The sequence below is a fragment of the Comamonas testosteroni ATCC 11996 genome (assembly GCF_000241525.1).
GTDB classification, from domain to species: Bacteria; Pseudomonadota; Gammaproteobacteria; order Burkholderiales; family Burkholderiaceae_C; genus Comamonas; species Comamonas testosteroni.
In genome coordinates this window covers 236,083-252,220 of the sequence record NZ_AHIL01000043.1, presented here as the reverse complement: position 1 = coordinate 252,220, position 16,138 = coordinate 236,083, and the positions used below count along the sequence as shown (strand labels likewise).

The window sequence follows — 16,138 nt, the reverse complement described above, 5'->3', positions numbered from 1 at the left end:
AGCCGTGTCGCGGGAGGTTCCACAAACCAGCTAATGCTTTCCGAAGGAAAGCGGAGGTCAGCGAGATATGAGCGATCAGTCAACGATCTATCAAGCCTATCAAGGCAACACCTATCTGTTCGGCGGCAATGCGCCCTATGTCGAAGAGATGTACGAGAACTACCTGGCCAACCCCGGTAGCGTCCCCGATTCCTGGCGTGAATACTTCGATGCACTGCAGCATGTGCCTGCAGTGGACGGCACCGACAACAAGGACGTTCCTCACCTGCCCGTGATCAATGCTTTTGCCGAGCGTGCAAAGCAGGGCGGCACCAAGGTGGTGGTGGCTTCCGGCGCTGACTCCGAGCTGGGTCGCAAGCGCACGGCCGTGCAGCAGCTGATTGCTGCCTACCGCAACGTGGGTCAACGCTGGGCCGATCTGGATCCCCTGAAGCGCACCGAGCGCCCCGAAATTCCCGAGCTGGAGCCTTCCTTCTACGGCTTCACCGACGCCGACCAGGAAGTGGTGTTCAACACCAGCAACACTTTCTTCGGCAAGGAAAGCATGACTTTGCGCGAGCTGATGAATGCTCTGCGCGAAACCTACTGCGGCACCCTGGGCGCCGAGTACATGTATGCCACCAATCAGAATCAAAAGCGCTGGTGGCAGCAACGCCTGGAATCGATTCGTTCCAAGCCCGTCTTCAACGCCGACGAGAAAAAGCGCATCCTTGACCGCCTGACCGCTGCTGAAGGCCTGGAGCGTTATCTGCACACCAAGTATGTGGGCCAGAAGCGCTTCTCGCTGGAAGGTGGCGAGTCCTTCATCGCCGCCATGGACGAGCTGATCAACTCCGCCAGCGCCAAGGGCGTGCAGGAAGTCGTGATCGGCATGGCTCACCGCGGCCGTCTGAACGTGCTGGTCAATACCCTGGGCAAGGCGCCCAAGGATCTGTTTGCCGAGTTTGACCACACCGCTCCCGAAGATCTGCCTGCCGGTGACGTGAAGTATCACCAGGGCTTCAGCTCCGACGTGTCTGCCAAGGGCGGCCCCGTTCACCTGTCGCTGGCCTTCAACCCCTCGCACCTGGAAATCGTCAACCCCGTAGTCGAAGGTTCGGTGCGCTCGCGCATGGATCGTCGCGACGACCCCATGGGCAAGCAAGTGCTGCCCGTGTTGGTGCACGGTGACGCAGCCTTCGCCGGCCAGGGCGTGAACCAGGAAACCCTGGCGCTGTCCGAAACCCGTGGCTACACCACCGGAGGTACGGTTCACATCATCATCAACAACCAGATCGGTTTCACCACCTCTGATCCCCGCGATCTGCGCTCCACGCTGTATTGCACCGACATCGTCAAGATGATCGAGTCGCCCGTGCTGCACGTGAATGGCGATGATCCAGAAGCCGTGTGCCTGGCCATGCAGCTGGCGCTGGAATTCCGTATGGAGTTCTCTAAGGACGTGGTGGTCGACATCATCTGCTTCCGCAAGCTGGGTCACAACGAGCAGGACACACCTGCACTGACACAGCCTCTGATGTACAAGAAGATCGCTGCCCACCCCGGCACGCGCAAGCTGTACGCAGACAAGCTGGCCACGCAAGGCCTGGGCGACACGCTGGGCGACGACATGGTCAAGGCCTATCGCGCCGCCATGGACGAAGGTCGTCACACCCAGGACGTGGTGCTGACCAACTTCAAGAGCAAGTACGCTGTGGACTGGAGCCCCTTCGTGGGCAAGACCTGGACCGACGCTGGCGACACAGCTATTCCCTTGACCGAGTGGAAGCGCCTGGCCGAGAAGATCACGACTCTGCCTGCCAGCGTGAACCCTCATGCTCTGGTCAAGAAGGTGTATGACGATCGCGCAGCCATGGGCCGCGGCGATGTGAACGTGGACTGGGGCATGGGTGAAACCATGGCCTTCGGCTCCCTGGTCGCTTCGGGCTATCCCGTGCGTCTGTCGGGTGAAGACTCGGGTCGCGGCACCTTCACGCACCGTCACGCCGTGGTTCATGACCAGAAGCGTGAAAAGTGGGACGAGGGCACATATATTCCTCTGCAGAACGCTGCCGAGAATCAGGCTCCGTTCGTCGTGATCGACTCCATCCTGTCCGAAGAGGCTGTGCTGGGCTTTGAATACGGCTATGCATCGAACGATCCCAATACCCTGGTGGTGTGGGAAGCCCAGTTCGGCGACTTCGCCAACGGCGCCCAGGTGGTGATCGACCAGTTCATCGCATCCGGTGAAGTGAAGTGGGGTCGTGTCAACGGCCTGACACTGATGCTGCCTCACGGCTATGAAGGCCAGGGCCCCGAGCACAGCTCGGCGCGTCTGGAGCGCTTCATGCAGCTGGCTGCCGACACCAATATGCAGATCGTGCAGCCCACAACGGCCAGCCAGATCTTCCACGTGCTGCGTCGCCAGATGGTTCGCGGCCTGCGCAAGCCGCTGGTCATCATGACTCCCAAGTCGCTGCTGCGTAACAAGGACGCCACGTCGCCCCTGTCCGAGTTCACCTCTGGTGGCTTCCAGACCGTGATCCCCGAGCAGGACGAAACCATCGTCAAGAACGCTGCCAAGGTCAAGCGCATCATCGCCTGCTCGGGCAAGGTGTACTACGATCTGGTCAAGAAGCGTGCCGAGAAGGAATCCAAGGACGTCGCCATCATCCGCGTCGAGCAGCTGTATCCCTTCCCCCACAAGGCGTTCGCCGCCGAAGTGAAGAAGTACGCCAACGCTACTGACATCGTGTGGTGCCAGGATGAGCCTCAGAACCAGGGTGCCTGGTTCTTCATCCAGCACAACATCCACGAGAACATGCGTGAAGGCCAGAAGCTGGGCTACTCCGGTCGCGCTGCGTCCGCTTCGCCCGCCGTTGGCTACGCACATCTGCACCAAGAGCAACAAAAGGCACTGGTGGAAGGCGCATTCGCCAAGCTCAAGGGCTTTGTCCTGACCAAGTAATACAGGCGACACCCCCTGTCCGAGGACAGGGGGCACAAGAAACATCTTTGGAAAGAATTCAAAATGGCAATCGTTGAAGTTAAAGTCCCCCAGCTGTCCGAATCCATCACTGAAGCCACCATGCTGACCTGGAAGAAAAAGGTCGGCGAGGCAGTGGCCATCGATGAAATCCTCATCGAAATCGAAACTGACAAGGTCGTGCTGGAAGTGCCCGCTCCTTCGGCTGGCGTGATCACCGAAATCCTGCAAGGCGACGGCGCAACCGTGGCTGCCGAGCAAGTGATCGCCAAGATCGACTCCGAAGCCGTCGCCGGTGCCGCTGCTCCTGCTGCCGCCCCCGCTGCTGCTGCGACTCCTGCTGCTGCCCCCGTGGCCGCTGCTCCTGCCGGCGCCGACAAGAGCGGTGTGGCCATGCCTGCTGCTGCTAAGATCCTGGCCGACAACAACCTGTCCGCTGCCAACGTGGCTGGCACAGGCAAGGACGGTCGCGTGACCAAGGGTGATGCTCTGGGTGCCATCAAGGCCGGCGCAGCCATCCCCACCGGCGCTCCCAAGGCAGCTCTGCCTCAGGTGGCAGCTCCCGTGACCAAGGAAAACCTGGGCGACCGTCCCGAGCAGCGCGTGCCCATGACACGTCTGCGCGCCCGTATTGCCGAGCGTCTGCTGCAATCCCAGGCGACCAATGCCATCCTGACCACGTTCAACGAAGTGAACATGGCTCCTGTGATGGAACTGCGCAAGAAGTTCCAGGACCAGTTCACCAAGGAACATGGCGTGAAGCTGGGCTTCATGTCCTTCTTCGTCAAGGCTGCAGTGCATGCCCTGAAGAAGTTCCCCGCAGTGAACGCCTCCATTGACGGCAACGACATCGTCTACCACGGCTACTTCGACATCGGTATCGCTGTGAGCTCGCCTCGCGGCCTGGTGGTGCCCATCCTGCGCAATGCAGACCAGATGAGCTTCGCCGACATCGAAAAGAAGATTGTCGAATTCGGTCAGAAGGCCAAGGAAGGCAAGCTGGGCATTGAAGAAATGACCGGCGGTACCTTCTCCATCTCCAATGGCGGCACCTTCGGCTCGATGATGTCCACCCCCATCATCAACCCCCCTCAATCCGCCATTCTGGGCGTGCACGCCACCAAGGATCGCGCCGTGGTCGAGAACGGTCAGATCGTGATCCGTCCCATGAACTACCTGGCCATGTCCTATGACCACCGCATCATCGACGGCCGCGAAGCCGTGCTGAGCCTGGTGGCCATGAAGGACGCGCTGGAAGATCCTTCTCGCCTCCTGTTTGATCTGTAATTCAGCAGATCGAGCTTCTACAAAGCCCACCACCAAAAGCGGTGGGCTTTTTTCGAGTTAAACAGAGAAAAGATTCAAATCATGAGCAAGCAATTTGACGTCGTCGTGATCGGCGCAGGCCCCGGCGGCTACATCGCTGCCATCCGCGCGGCACAACTGGGTTTCAACGTCGCCTGTATCGACGAGTGGAAGAACGCCGCTGGCGGCGCTGCTCCTGGCGGCACCTGCACCAACGTGGGCTGTATTCCCTCCAAGGCGCTGCTGCAGTCTTCCGAGCATTTCGAGCATGCCAAGCTGCACTTTGCCGACCATGGCATCTCCACCGGCAAAGTCGAGATGGACGTGGCCAAGATGATCGCCCGCAAGGAAGCGATCGTGAAGCAGAACAACGACGGCATCCTGTACCTGTTCAAGAAGAACAAGGTTACTTTCTTCCACGGCCGCGGCTCCTTCGTCAAGGCTGCCGAAGGCGGCTATGAAATCAAGGTTGCCGGCAAGGAAGAGGAAGTCATCACCGGCAAGCAGATCGTGGTGGCCACCGGCTCCAACGCCCGTGCTCTGCCCGGCGTGGCTTTCGACGAAGAGAACATCCTGTCCAACGACGGCGCCCTGAGCCTGGGCAAGGCTCCCAAGAAGCTGGGCCTGATCGGCGCTGGCGTGATCGGCCTGGAAATGGGCTCGGTCTGGCGCCGTCTGGGTACGGAAGTGACCGTGCTCGAAGGCATGGACAAGTTCCTGCCAGTGGTGGACGAGCAGATCGCCAAGGAAGCCAAGAAGGCGTTCGACAAGCAAGGTCTGAAGATCGAGCTGGGCGTGAAGATCGGTGAAGTCAAGTCCGGCAAGAAGGGCGTGACCGTTGCCTACACCAATGCCAAGGGCGAAGCCCAGACGCTGGAAGTGGACAAGCTGATCGTTTCGATCGGCCGTACTGCCAACACCATCGGCCTGAACGCCGAAGCTGTGGGCCTGGCCCTGGACGAGCGCGGCGCCATCGTGGTGGACGATCTGTGCAAGACCAATCTGCCCGGCGTGTGGGCCGTGGGCGACGTGGTGCGCGGCCCCATGCTGGCGCACAAGGCTGAGGAAGAGGCCGTGGCCGTGGCCGAGCGCATTGCCGGCCAGCACGGCCATGTGAACTTCGCCACCCTGCCTTCGGTGATCTACACCAGCCCCGAAGTGGCATGGGTGGGCCGCACCGAGCAGCAGCTCAAGGCTGAAGGCGTCAAGTACAAGGCGGGTTCCTTCCCCTTCCTGGCCAACGGCCGCGCGCGCGCACTGGGTGACACGACCGGCATGGTCAAGTTCCTGGCCGATGCCGAGACTGACGAGATCCTGGGCGTGCACATGGTGGGTCCCATGGTGTCCGAGCTGATTTCCGAAGCCGTGGTGGCCATGGAGTTCAAGGCATCGAGCGAAGATATCGCCCGTATCTGCCACGCTCACCCCTCGCTGTCCGAATCCACCAAGGAAGCGGCTCTGGCTGTGGACAAGCGCACCCTGAACTTCTAAGTTTTTTTCAGTCTTGCGCGCAGGTTTTGACATGGCTGTGAAGTGCCCGCGCGCAGGCTGAGTTTCTTTTAGAATTCAGAACAAAATGGCTGCTAACGCTTAGTGCATAAGCGGTAGCAGCTATTGTTTTTTGAGCATCTGGAGACAAGACGGTGAATGTAAGACAAGCCTACGAGGCGGAGCTGGCCGCCAAGGGTTTCAAAAGCGATCCCGCGCAGTTGCGTGCAGTCGATGCGTTGCAGCGCTGCGCTGACGAGTGGGCCGCGTACAAGGGCAAGCGCTCCAATGCTCTCAAGAAACTGATCAATCACCCCGATCTGCCCAAGGGCGTCTATATGTACGGCGGGGTGGGGCGCGGCAAGAGCTTTCTGATGGAGTGCTTCTTCAACGCCGTGCCCCTCAAGCGCAAGGTGCGTCTGCACTTTCACGAATTCATGCGCGAAGTGCACCGCGAGATGCATCTCATGCAAGGCACGCAGAATCCGCTCGATGCCCTCGGCGCCAAGATCGCCAAGAAGTACAAGCTGATCTGTTTTGACGAGTTTCATGTCGCCGACATCACCGACGCCATGATTCTCTACAAGCTGCTCGAGTCGCTGTTTGCCAACGGCGTGGGCTTTGTGACGACCTCCAACTTCGAGCCAGACGGGCTCTATCCCGGTGGTTTGCACCGCGACCGGATCCTGCCTGCGATTGCCTTGCTCAAGGAGCGCATGGAAGTGGTGAATGTGGACAACGGCACTGACTATCGCCGCCGCACTCTCGAAGATGCCAAGCTCTATCACTGCCCGCTGGGTCCGGAGGCCGATGCCGCGATGCAGGAGACCTTCGATCGCCTGGCCGAAGCCCATGACGAAGAACCGGTGATGCAGATCGAGACCCGCAAGATTGCGGCCAAGCGCCGAGCCGGCGGCGTCGTGTGGTTTGACTTTCGCGAACTCTGCGGCGGCCCTCGCTCGCAGAACGACTATCTTGAAATTGCCACGCAGTTTCACACCATCTTGTTGTCCGATGTGCCCGAGCTGCATGTGAACATGGCTTCGGCCGCGCGGCGCTTCACGCTGCTGGTGGACGTGCTCTACGATCGCCATGTCAAGCTCATTGTGTCGGCAGCCGTGCCGCCCGAGAAGATCTATACCGAAGGTCCTCTGTCCCACGAGTTCCCGCGCACCGTCTCGCGCCTCAACGAGATGCGCTCCAAGGAATATCTGGCGCTTGAGCGCCGCGTGGTCGACACCAGCTTGACCTGATCGCCTGCGGGCAGCTGCCTGCGGCTTTAAGATGCCAGCCTGTACTTCGAGTTCTGAGTTGATGACGATGCCCACTATCCTTGCCCAGCTGATCCGCCGCCGCATTGCAGGCTTTGCACTGGCGCCTCTGGCCGCCGTCTGGCTGGCTTGCGCGCCGGCCATGGCCCAGGTAAAGGCGGATTCGGCGCAGCAGAGCGACAAGCAGGCGCAGAAGGAGGTTGCCGACAAGGCGCGCCAGCATCTGCTTCAGCAGCGCGAAGCCGAGCGCGACGAGATTCTCAGCAAGCGCGCCGTCATCGAGCAGCAGCGCGTGGCTGATGAAAAACTCTGCTATCAGAAGTTTGCCGTGGAAGGCTGTCTGGCCGATGCCCGCAAGGCGGCACGTGAAAAAGATGAGCCACTGCGCGCGCGCGAGCTGGAAATCAACGATGCGGAGCGCAAGGAAAAGGCGGCGGCCAAGCTGCAGGCCATCGAAGAGAAAAAGGCCGAAAATGCTGCCGTGCCCATGAAGTCGCAGCAACGCGAGAAGAACGGCAAGAGCTTGCCGCAGCCCACTGGCCCGGGTGCCAAACCTGCGGTTGACGAGCAGGCGGCGCAGGCCCAGCGCCAGACCGAGGCCCAGCAGCGTGCCAGCAAGCAGGCCGACTATGTGCGCCGTCACGAGCAAAACCGTGCCCAGGCCGATCAGGGGCGGGCCGAGCGTGAAGCCAAGGCCCGGGCAGATCATGAGGCCAAGCTGAAGGCTGCAGCCGAGCACAAAGCCAGGGCTATGCAGCAGGCCAAGGAGCGCGGTCAGACTGCAGCGCCGCTGCCAGCGCCTGCTCCCTGATGCATTCGAGGATCGATAGTGCTCAACAGCAGGGTGCTACCGAAAGCATTGCTGCAAGCGCGCGTTTCCAAGGCGTTTGAAGATGTCTTGTCTGGACTGATAACTCTTCAGGCGCTTGCTGCTGCGGCTGAGGTATCCAGCTTGAGTATTGCCAGCGAGAGGTTGTCACCACCTCCAGCCGCGCGCCGCCTGGCTTTTTCAATCAGAAATTGAGAGGCTTCGCGTGGCGACAGGCCGTCGAGCACAGTGCCCAGCTCCTGCGCGGTGAAGTAATGCCACAGGCCGTCCGAGCAGGCCATCAGGCTGTCGCCTGGCAGCAGTTTCTCAATCATGTGGTGGCTCATGGGCGGCGGCGGCTCGGCACCCAGGCAGCCCAGCAAGATATTGGACTGTGGGTGGTATTGCGCCTCGGCTTCGGTGAGCTCGCCGCGGTCAACCAGTGCCTGTACATAGGAATGATCGAGCGTGCGGTGCACCAGGGCGGCGCCGCGAAAATGGTAGAGCCGTGAATCGCCGGAGTGCATGAAGTGGCAGCGATTGTCGGGCAGCACCACGAAGACCGCGATGGTGCTGTGGGGCTCCTGTTCCGCTGCTATGGCGGTAAGGCGAATGACTGTGTGGGCATCTTGCACAATGGTGCGCAGCATGCGTGTGCAGTCTTCCTTGGCGGGCTCAAAGCGCTCGAAAAGCTGGCGGGCCGTCAGCATGACCTGGTCAGATGCCTTTCTCCCGCCGCTGCGCCCGCCCATGCCATCGGCTACCACGCCGAGAATGCAGCCCTTGGCATAGGGGTGCGCCATGAGCAGAACCTGGTCCTGCTGGTATTCTCGGTCACCGCGATGGATGCCGGTGGCCGCCTGAATGCGGTAGCTGGATGACATGAGTATGTGCGAGTGCGCTCGCAGAGCGAGATTTAACGTTGCGTTACATTTTATCGACCGGAGGCTGGGCTTCGGCGAATATTTGCGATCTTATGTGAGCTTGGGCTGACTTGGCTTGTTGGAAGGTGAAACGGTTTTGACTCATTTGCAGGAGGCGGTCGCGCAGGTGTTTGCGCAGCAAGGTGCGCTCTCGCTGGCTGAGCCCGCATTCACGCCGCGCCCAGGCCAGACCCGCATGGCGTTGGCGGTGGCTCAGGCCATAGAGGAGGGCGGGGTGCTGGTGGTGGAGGCAGGCACGGGTGTTGGCAAGACCTACGCTTATCTGGTGCCTGCCTTGCTCAGCGGCCAGCGCGTGCTGGTGTCTACGGCCACCAAGGCGCTGCAGGACCAGCTGTTTGCCCGTGATCTTCCGCGCCTGGTTCATGGCCTGGGCCTGCCACTTCGCATGGCCAGGCTCAAGGGGCGCTCTTCCTATCTGTGTATGGAGCGGCTGGAGCGTGTGCGCCAGGGCCGCACGGCTCCCCAGGATCCGCAGGTGCTGCGCGCCGTGGCGGATGTGGAGCGCTGGGCCAGGGTCACGCGTACCGGCGACCTTGCCGAGCTGACAGCGCTGGATGAGCGCTCCCCTGTGATGCCCTTGGTGAGCTCCACCAAGGACAATTGCTTGGGGTCTGACTGCCCGCACTGGCAGGACTGCCATGTCAATCAGGCGCGTCAGCAGGCGTTGGAGGCCGACGTGGTGGTGGTCAACCATCACCTGCTGTTTGCTGATCTCGATGTGCGCGACAGCGGCATGGCCCATCTTTTGCCCAGCACCGGTGTGGTGGTGATCGATGAAGCCCATCAGCTCAACGACATCGGCGTGCAGTTTGCGGGCGAGGCTCTGTCCAGTCAGCAGTTGGTGGGGTACGCACGTGATGCCCTTCGGCTGACGCAGGAGCATGCACGCGGCATGGCCGACTGGCTGGTGCTCTGCGCCACGCTGGAGCAGGCCATGCGTGAGCTGCGCCTGCAGGCAGGCAAGCCTCCGGTCGGAGGGCGGCTTGCGTGGCAAGCAGTGACCCCGCAGGGACTGGATGCGGTGAAATGGCGTGCGGCACTGGTGCGGCTGGGGCAGAGCCTGCGTGCCCTGTTGATTCCACTCTCAAGCCTGGGGGGGGCAGGGGCCGAGTTGCAGCGTCTGTATGAGCGCGGCGCAGAGTTGCTCGCGCGACTGGCACGCTTTGCTGCACCTGCAGATGATGAATGCGTGCGCTGGCTGGAGGTCGGTGCGCAGTATCTGCGCATGCTGGAGTCTCCGCTGTCGATTGCCCGCATCATGCAGCAGCGGCTGCTTCAGCGCTCGCTGGAGGATGCCGGCTCGGATGAGGGCGGGGAGGTCGATCCTTCAAGGAAGAAGGCCTGGGTTTTCACCTCGGCCACATTGGGCAATGACGCCCAGCTGAGCTGGTTTGTCGAATCCTGCGGCCTGCGCGGCGCACAGGTGCTACAGGTGGAAAGCCCGTTTGACTACCATCGGCAAGCCGGTGTCTATGTGCCCCAGCCCTTTGCTGCGGCAGGCAGCGCGCAGCACAGCCAGCAGGTCGCCCAACTGGTGCTGGATGCAGCGCAGCGCATAGGTGGGCGCACCCTGGTGCTCACTACCACCCTCAAGGCCCTGCATGCGATCAGCGCATCGCTGCGCAGCAGCCTGGGCCTGTTTGCAGATCTGGATGTGCTGGTACAGGGCGAGGCACCCAAGCTGGCCTTGATTCAGCGCTTTATGGCCGCCGGGGCAGTCGCTGGGCGAGGAGCTGTTCTGGTGGCTTCCGCCACTTTCTGGGAGGGGGTGGACCTGCCCGGCGATATGCTGCAGCTGGTGGTGATCGACAAGCTTCCGTTTCCGCCACCTGACGATCCCCTGGTTGAAGCCCGTTCGCGACTGCTGGAGAGCGTGGGGAGAGGGGCGTTTCATGATTACATGCTGCCCGAGGCGGCCCTGGCCCTCAAGCAAGGGGCCGGACGCCTGATCCGTAGTGAAGCCGATCGTGGCGTGCTGGTCATCTGCGACAGTCGCTTGATGACGATGGGCTATGGAGCGGAGTTGATGTCGGCGTTGCCTCCCATGCGCGTGCTGGGCAGTCAGCCGGAGTTCGAGGCGGCGCTGGAGCAGTTGACGGTGCAACACGTCAAACGTGACGGCGAGCAGACGCCGACGCAGGATTCAGAGACGTAGAAATGAAAAAGGATGCGCTCGGCGCATCCTTTTGTCTCTTGGGTGGCAAACGCTGCTTACCAGAGCTTCCACCAGGATTCTTTTTTCTTCTCTACGTTTTGCTCGGCGTTGGCGCCATAGCTGCTGTCCAGCACGCGCTGGGCATCGTCACGCAGCTGAGTCATGCCCAGGGCGTCATAGGATTTGACGAGGATCACCATGGCTTCGCGCACCGAGGGCACGTTCTGGTAGTCCCTGATGGCAGTCTGCGCACGGGCAATGGCCGCCACATAGGCGCCTCGGCTGTAGTAATACCTGGCGACATGGACTTCGTACTGGGCCAACGAGTTCACGATGTACTGCATGCGCTGGCGGGCATCATCGGAGTACTTGGAATCTGGAAAGCGGGTCACCAGTTCGCGGAAGGACTCAAACGAATCCTTGGCGGCTTTCTGGTCGCGCTCGGACAGATCCTGGCGGGTCAGCCAGCCAAACATGCCCAGGTTGTCATTGAAGTTGACCAGGCCCTTGAGGTAGAGGGCATAGTCCATGGCGGGGCTGGCAGGGTGCAGCTTGGTGAAACGGTCCAGCGTGGCCAGAGCCTGCACTTTTTCGCCGGCCTTGTACTGGGCGTAGGCTTTTTCCAGCTGGGCCTGCTGGGCCAGAGGTGTGCCGGCGGCACGGCCTTCGAGCTTTTCAAACAGCGGCACGGCCTTGTCATAGGCACCCGAGGAAGATTCGTCGCGCGCCTCGGTATAGATGCGCTCGGGTGTCCACTTGGCCGTCGGGTCGTCCTTGGTGCTGGAGCATCCCGCCAGCGTGGCGGCGATTAACACGGCAGGGACTAGAGTCAGTGAAATACGCGGCATGGTGGACAGTTTTCTGACAATCATTAGCGGTAATAGGAGGCAGGCCCGTCGCATCTGGCGGCAAGGCGCAAAACCTACACCATACACCACCAGGCCTAAACCTTCCTGAAAAAGGATCGACGCATTGTAATGGGCCGCTGGATCGCGCCGGCGAGTTGCTGGCGTCTTTACGCTACGGCCACAGCGAATCTAGAGGCATTGAGTCCGCAGGGACGAAGCGCTCTTCCTACAATAGCGGCCATGTTTGTCCATCTGCGCCTGCACACCGAATTCTCCGTCGTCGACGGAACCACCCGCGTCAATGCCATGATCAAGGCCGCTGCCGAAGACGGGCAGGTGGCGATGGCCATTACCGACTTCAACAATCTGTTTGGCGGTATCAAGTTCTACCGCGAAGGTCGCGGCAAGGGCGTCAAGCCTCTGCTGGGCGCCGAGATCGTGCTCGAAGGGCTGGGCGATGCGCCGCCTTCGCGGATCATCGTTCTTGTGCAGAGCAGGCAGGGCTACCACAATATTGCCGAGCTGCTGGCACGCGGCTGGACGCGCAATGTGGTGCGCGACCAGGCACAGCACAAGTGGGAATGGTTGCAGGAGCTGGGCGAGGGCCTGATCGTGCTGTCCGGCGCGCAGGCCGGACCCGTGGGCATTGCGCTGACGCGTGGCGACGAAAAAGGCGCGGCCGAGATCGCCCAGCGCCTGGCCACCATGTTCCCGCACCGCTTCTACATCGAGCTGCAGCGTGCAGGCCGCTCCGATGACGAGTCGCATGTGCTGGCGGCCGTGAAGCTGGCCAGCCGTCTGAATCTGCCGGTGGTCGCGACCCACCCGATCCAGTATGCCAAGCCCGACGATTACGAGGCGCACGAGGCCCGTGTCTGCATCGCCGAAGGCGAGATCCTGGGCAATGCCAAGCGGGTGCGCAAGTTCACGCGCGACCAGTATTTCAAGACCGCTGCCGAGATGGAGCAACTGTTTGCCGATATTCCGAGCGCGATCGAGAACACGGTGGAAATTGCCCGCCGCTGCAGCCTGACGCTGGAGCTGGGCAACCCGCAACTGCCCAACTTTCCCGTGCCCGATGGCATGACCATGGACGAGTTCTTCCGTCATGAGTCCTACCAGGGGCTGGAGGAGCGCCTGGTCCACCTCTATCCCGATGCGGCCAAGCGCGACGCCCAGCGTGCGCGCTATGTGGAGCGGCTGGAGTTCGAGCTGGGCACCATCATGAAGATGGGCTTTCCGGGCTACTTCCTCATCGTGTCGGACTTTATCAAGTGGGCCAAGGCCAATGGCTGCCCGGTGGGGCCGGGCCGTGGCTCGGGTGCCGGCTCACTGGTGGCCTATGTGCTCAAGGTGACCGATCTCGATCCGCTGGAATACAACCTGCTGTTCGAGCGTTTCCTGAACCCCGAGCGCGTGTCCATGCCCGACTTTGACGTGGACTTCTGCCAGCAGAACCGCGATCGCGTGATCGACTATGTCAAGGACCGCTACGGCCGCGACGCCGTCAGCCAGATCGCCACCTTCGGCACCATGGCCGCGCGTGCGGCCATCCGCGACGTGGGCCGCGTGCTGGACATGAGCTACACCTTCTGCGACGGCATCTCCAAGCTGATCCCGAACAAGCCCGGCCTGCATGTCACGCTCAAGTACCCGCCCAATCCGCCCAAGGAAGGCGACAAATACACCTACGCCATCAAGGAAGAGCCGATTCTGGCCGAGCGCATCGAGCGCGAGGAGGACGTCAAGACCCTGATCGAGATGGCGCAGAGCCTGGAGGGCATGACGCGAAACATCGGCATGCACGCCGGCGGCGTGGTGATTGCGCCGGGCCGCCTGGCCGATTTCTGCCCGCTCTACCAGCAGCCAGGCAGTACCTCGGCCGTGGCCATGTACGACAAGGACGACGTGGAAGCCGTGGGCCTGGTGAAGTTCGACTTCTTGGGTCTGGCCACGCTGACGATCCTGGAGATCGCGCGCGAATTCATCATGAAGCGCCACAAGGGCCAGGAGAACTTCCAATTCGAGAACATTCCGCTGGACGACTACCCGACCTACAAGCTGTTCTCCGACGGCAAGACCGAAGCAGTCTTCCAGTTTGAATCGCGCGGCATGCAGCAGATGCTCAAGGAGGCCAAGCCCTCACGCCTGGAAGACCTGATCGCCCTGAACGCCCTCTACCGTCCCGGCCCCATGGACCTGATTCCCACCTTCATTGCCCGCAAGCACGGGCAGGAAGTCGTGGAGTACCCGCATCCGCTGGTCGAGTCGGTGCTGGCCGAAACCTACGGCATCATGGTCTACCAGGAGCAGGTGATGCAGACCGCCCAGGTGCTGGGCGGCTACTCGCTGGGCGGCGCCGACTTGCTGCGCCGGGCCATGGGCAAGAAAAAAGTCGAGGAGATGGTCAAGCACCGGGGCATCTTCCGCGAGGGTGCGGCCAAGAACGGACTGAGCGAGGAAAAGGCCGACGAGGTCTTCGACCTGATGGAGAAGTTCGCAGGCTACGGCTTCAACAAGTCGCACGCGGCAGCCTACTCCCTGCTGGCCTATCACACGGGCTGGCTCAAGGTGCACTACACGGCCGAGTTCTACTGCGGCAATATGACCGTGGAAATGGACAACACCGACAAGCTCAAGGTGTTGTACGAGGACGCGCTCAAGATGGGCATCACTTTCGAGATGCCCGATGTGAACCGCGGCGTGCACCGCTTCGAGCCGGTGACCGACAAGGTCATACGCTATGGCCTTGGAGCCATCAAGGGGACAGGGCAGGCGGCCATTGAAGCCATTGTGGCTGCGCGCAACGGCGAGGGCACAGGCCCCAACGGCCACGAGAAGGGGCCGTTCAAGAGCCTGTTCGACTTCTGCCTGCGTGTGGATCGCAGCCGCATCAACAAGCGGACGGTGGAAGCGCTGATCAAGGGCGGTGCCTTTGACACGATAGACATGAACCGCGCCTCGCTGATGGCGACGCTGGACACGGCCTTCGGCTTTGCTGCCACCTCGATTGCCAACGCCGATCAGGGTGGTCTGTTCGACATGATGGGCGATGACGCGCTGGGCTCGAGCACGGCGGAGCCGCCCATGGCCGATGTGCTGCCCTGGGGCGTCAAGGAAAAGCTGACGCTGGAAAAAACGGCCATCGGCTTCTATCTGACAGGCCATCTGTTCGACGAGGTCGAGGCCGAAGTGCGCCGTTTCGTGCGCACCCCGATCGGCGAGATGCGCGACAGCCGCGAGCCGCAGACCATGGCCGGCATCATCGGCGGTCTGCGCACCATCAACGGCCAGCGCGGCAAGCTCAGCATCTTCACGCTGGACGACAAATCGGCGGTGATCGAAGCTTCCGTCGACGAAAAAACCATGGCAGCTTGCGCCGAAGTGCTCAAGGAGGACGAGTTTGTCGTGGTTTCGGGCCGTCTTCAGCCCGACCGCTTCAGCGGCGGCCTGCGCATGAAGGTGCAGCAGATGTGGAGCCTGGCCGATGCACGCTGCCGTTTTGCGCGCTATCTGCAGGTCAGCGTCGGGGAGAAGATGCCCGATGTGCCGGCGCTGCTGCGCCAGTTCCCGGCCAAGGTCGAGGAAACCGAGAGCGGCAATATCAACCATGGCGTGAAAGTGCGCCTGGACCTGATCTGCCGCGACGAGCGCGGCTCGGCCAGTTGCGAGCTGGCGCTGGGCGAGAGCAGTCGCTTCTATCCCTCGGATGCCGCACTGGCCGCCTGGTATGGCTCGGCAGCTGCGGGTCAGGTCAAAGTGGTCTATGAATAGACAGCATGGCAGCCCTTGCAAGCTGCCTGCACTCGAATGTCGGATAAGAGCCTGATTTTTTGATAGCGCAGGGCGCTTGCTGGGTAAGGGATTTCCATGGATTTCCCTTGGTTTTGCCAAATTTGATTCCAGTCGCCTTGAAATCCCTAACAATGCTATGCATATGCCAGCGCAAAAACATTGCAACGGCTCGCTAGAATGGATTTCATGGCTACCCAACTCCCATCAATTCCCCCGGTCTCGCCAGCGATCAGAACGCCTGACGATGGAGATTCCTTGGTGCTTGAAAGGCGCCGCCAGCGGCTGCAGCCGCCACGCATGTATCAGGTGGTGATGCTCAACGACGACTTCACGCCCATGGAGTTCGTGATTGCCGTGCTGCAGGAGCTGTTCGGCAAGGACCGAGAATCGGCCACGCAGATCATGCTCAAGATTCATTTGGACGGCCGTGGCGTCTGCGGCGTCTACAGTCAGGATGTGGCGGCGACCAAGGTCGAGCAGGTGCTGCAGGCGGCCCAGAAAGCGGGCCATCCGTTGCAGGCCACATTCGAGCCTGTTGAATAAGCGCAGTCCGCCCTCA

At 61.5% G+C, this 16,138-nt stretch carries 10 protein-coding genes; 8 read left to right on the top strand and 2 right to left on the bottom strand.

The window, feature by feature from the left end:
- The first annotated feature begins 67 nt into the window (after positions 1-67).
- The 5 genes from CTATCC11996_RS19600 to CTATCC11996_RS19580 all read left to right on the top strand — a co-directional run bounded on the left by CTATCC11996_RS19600 (position 68) and on the right by CTATCC11996_RS19580 (position 7,840).
- Positions 68-2,947: a 2-oxoglutarate dehydrogenase E1 component gene (locus tag CTATCC11996_RS19600; protein ID WP_003055529.1), complete on the top strand. Its 2,880-nt coding sequence runs from the start codon at positions 68-70 to the stop codon at positions 2,945-2,947.
- Between the two features lie 63 nt (positions 2,948-3,010).
- Positions 3,011-4,252 (top strand): 2-oxoglutarate dehydrogenase complex dihydrolipoyllysine-residue succinyltransferase, encoded by a 1,242-nt coding sequence (odhB, locus tag CTATCC11996_RS19595; protein ID WP_003079542.1) that lies wholly within the window; start codon positions 3,011-3,013, stop codon positions 4,250-4,252.
- Between the two features lie 81 nt (positions 4,253-4,333).
- The gene (gene lpdA, locus CTATCC11996_RS19590) at positions 4,334-5,761 is read left to right on the top strand and encodes a dihydrolipoyl dehydrogenase (protein ID WP_003079540.1); all 1,428 of its coding nucleotides are present in this window, start codon (positions 4,334-4,336) and stop codon (positions 5,759-5,761) included.
- Positions 5,762-5,913: 152 nt separating this feature from the next.
- Positions 5,914-7,011, top strand: a complete 1,098-nt coding sequence (gene zapE / locus CTATCC11996_RS19585) for a cell division protein ZapE (RefSeq protein ID WP_003079537.1) — start codon at positions 5,914-5,916, stop codon at positions 7,009-7,011.
- A 67-nt stretch (positions 7,012-7,078) separates the two neighbouring features.
- The gene (locus CTATCC11996_RS19580) at positions 7,079-7,840 is read left to right on the top strand and encodes a hypothetical protein (protein WP_003079535.1); all 762 of its coding nucleotides are present in this window, start codon (positions 7,079-7,081) and stop codon (positions 7,838-7,840) included.
- A 107-nt stretch (positions 7,841-7,947) separates the two neighbouring features.
- Here the strand turns inward: CTATCC11996_RS19580 and CTATCC11996_RS19575 are convergent, their stop codons facing one another.
- Positions 7,948-8,721, bottom strand: a complete 774-nt coding sequence (locus CTATCC11996_RS19575; RefSeq protein ID WP_003079534.1) for a PP2C family protein-serine/threonine phosphatase — start codon at positions 8,719-8,721, stop codon at positions 7,948-7,950.
- A gap of 136 nt (positions 8,722-8,857) precedes the next feature.
- On the opposite strand from CTATCC11996_RS19575, the gene CTATCC11996_RS19570 reads away from it, so the two are divergent.
- Positions 8,858-10,936, top strand: a complete 2,079-nt coding sequence (locus CTATCC11996_RS19570) for a DNA repair helicase YoaA (protein WP_042438009.1) — start codon at positions 8,858-8,860, stop codon at positions 10,934-10,936.
- 56 nt (positions 10,937-10,992) lie between these two features.
- Here CTATCC11996_RS19570 and CTATCC11996_RS19565 read toward each other — a convergent pair whose 3' ends face one another.
- On the bottom strand, positions 10,993-11,784 hold the full coding sequence (locus CTATCC11996_RS19565) for an outer membrane protein assembly factor BamD (RefSeq protein ID WP_003079531.1): 792 nt from the start codon (positions 11,782-11,784) through the stop codon (positions 10,993-10,995).
- 240 nt (positions 11,785-12,024) lie between these two features.
- Here CTATCC11996_RS19565 and dnaE point away from each other — a divergent pair, with 240 nt between their 5' ends.
- Both dnaE and clpS read left to right on the top strand, forming a co-directional pair.
- Positions 12,025-15,558, top strand: coding sequence for a DNA polymerase III subunit alpha (dnaE, locus tag CTATCC11996_RS19560; protein ID WP_003079529.1), 3,534 nt, complete (start codon positions 12,025-12,027; stop codon positions 15,556-15,558).
- A 198-nt stretch (positions 15,559-15,756) separates the two neighbouring features.
- Complete coding sequence (gene clpS / locus CTATCC11996_RS19555; RefSeq protein ID WP_034349666.1) at positions 15,757-16,122, top strand: ATP-dependent Clp protease adapter ClpS; 366 nt, start codon at positions 15,757-15,759, stop codon at positions 16,120-16,122.
- Positions 16,123-16,138 lie beyond the last annotated feature (16 nt).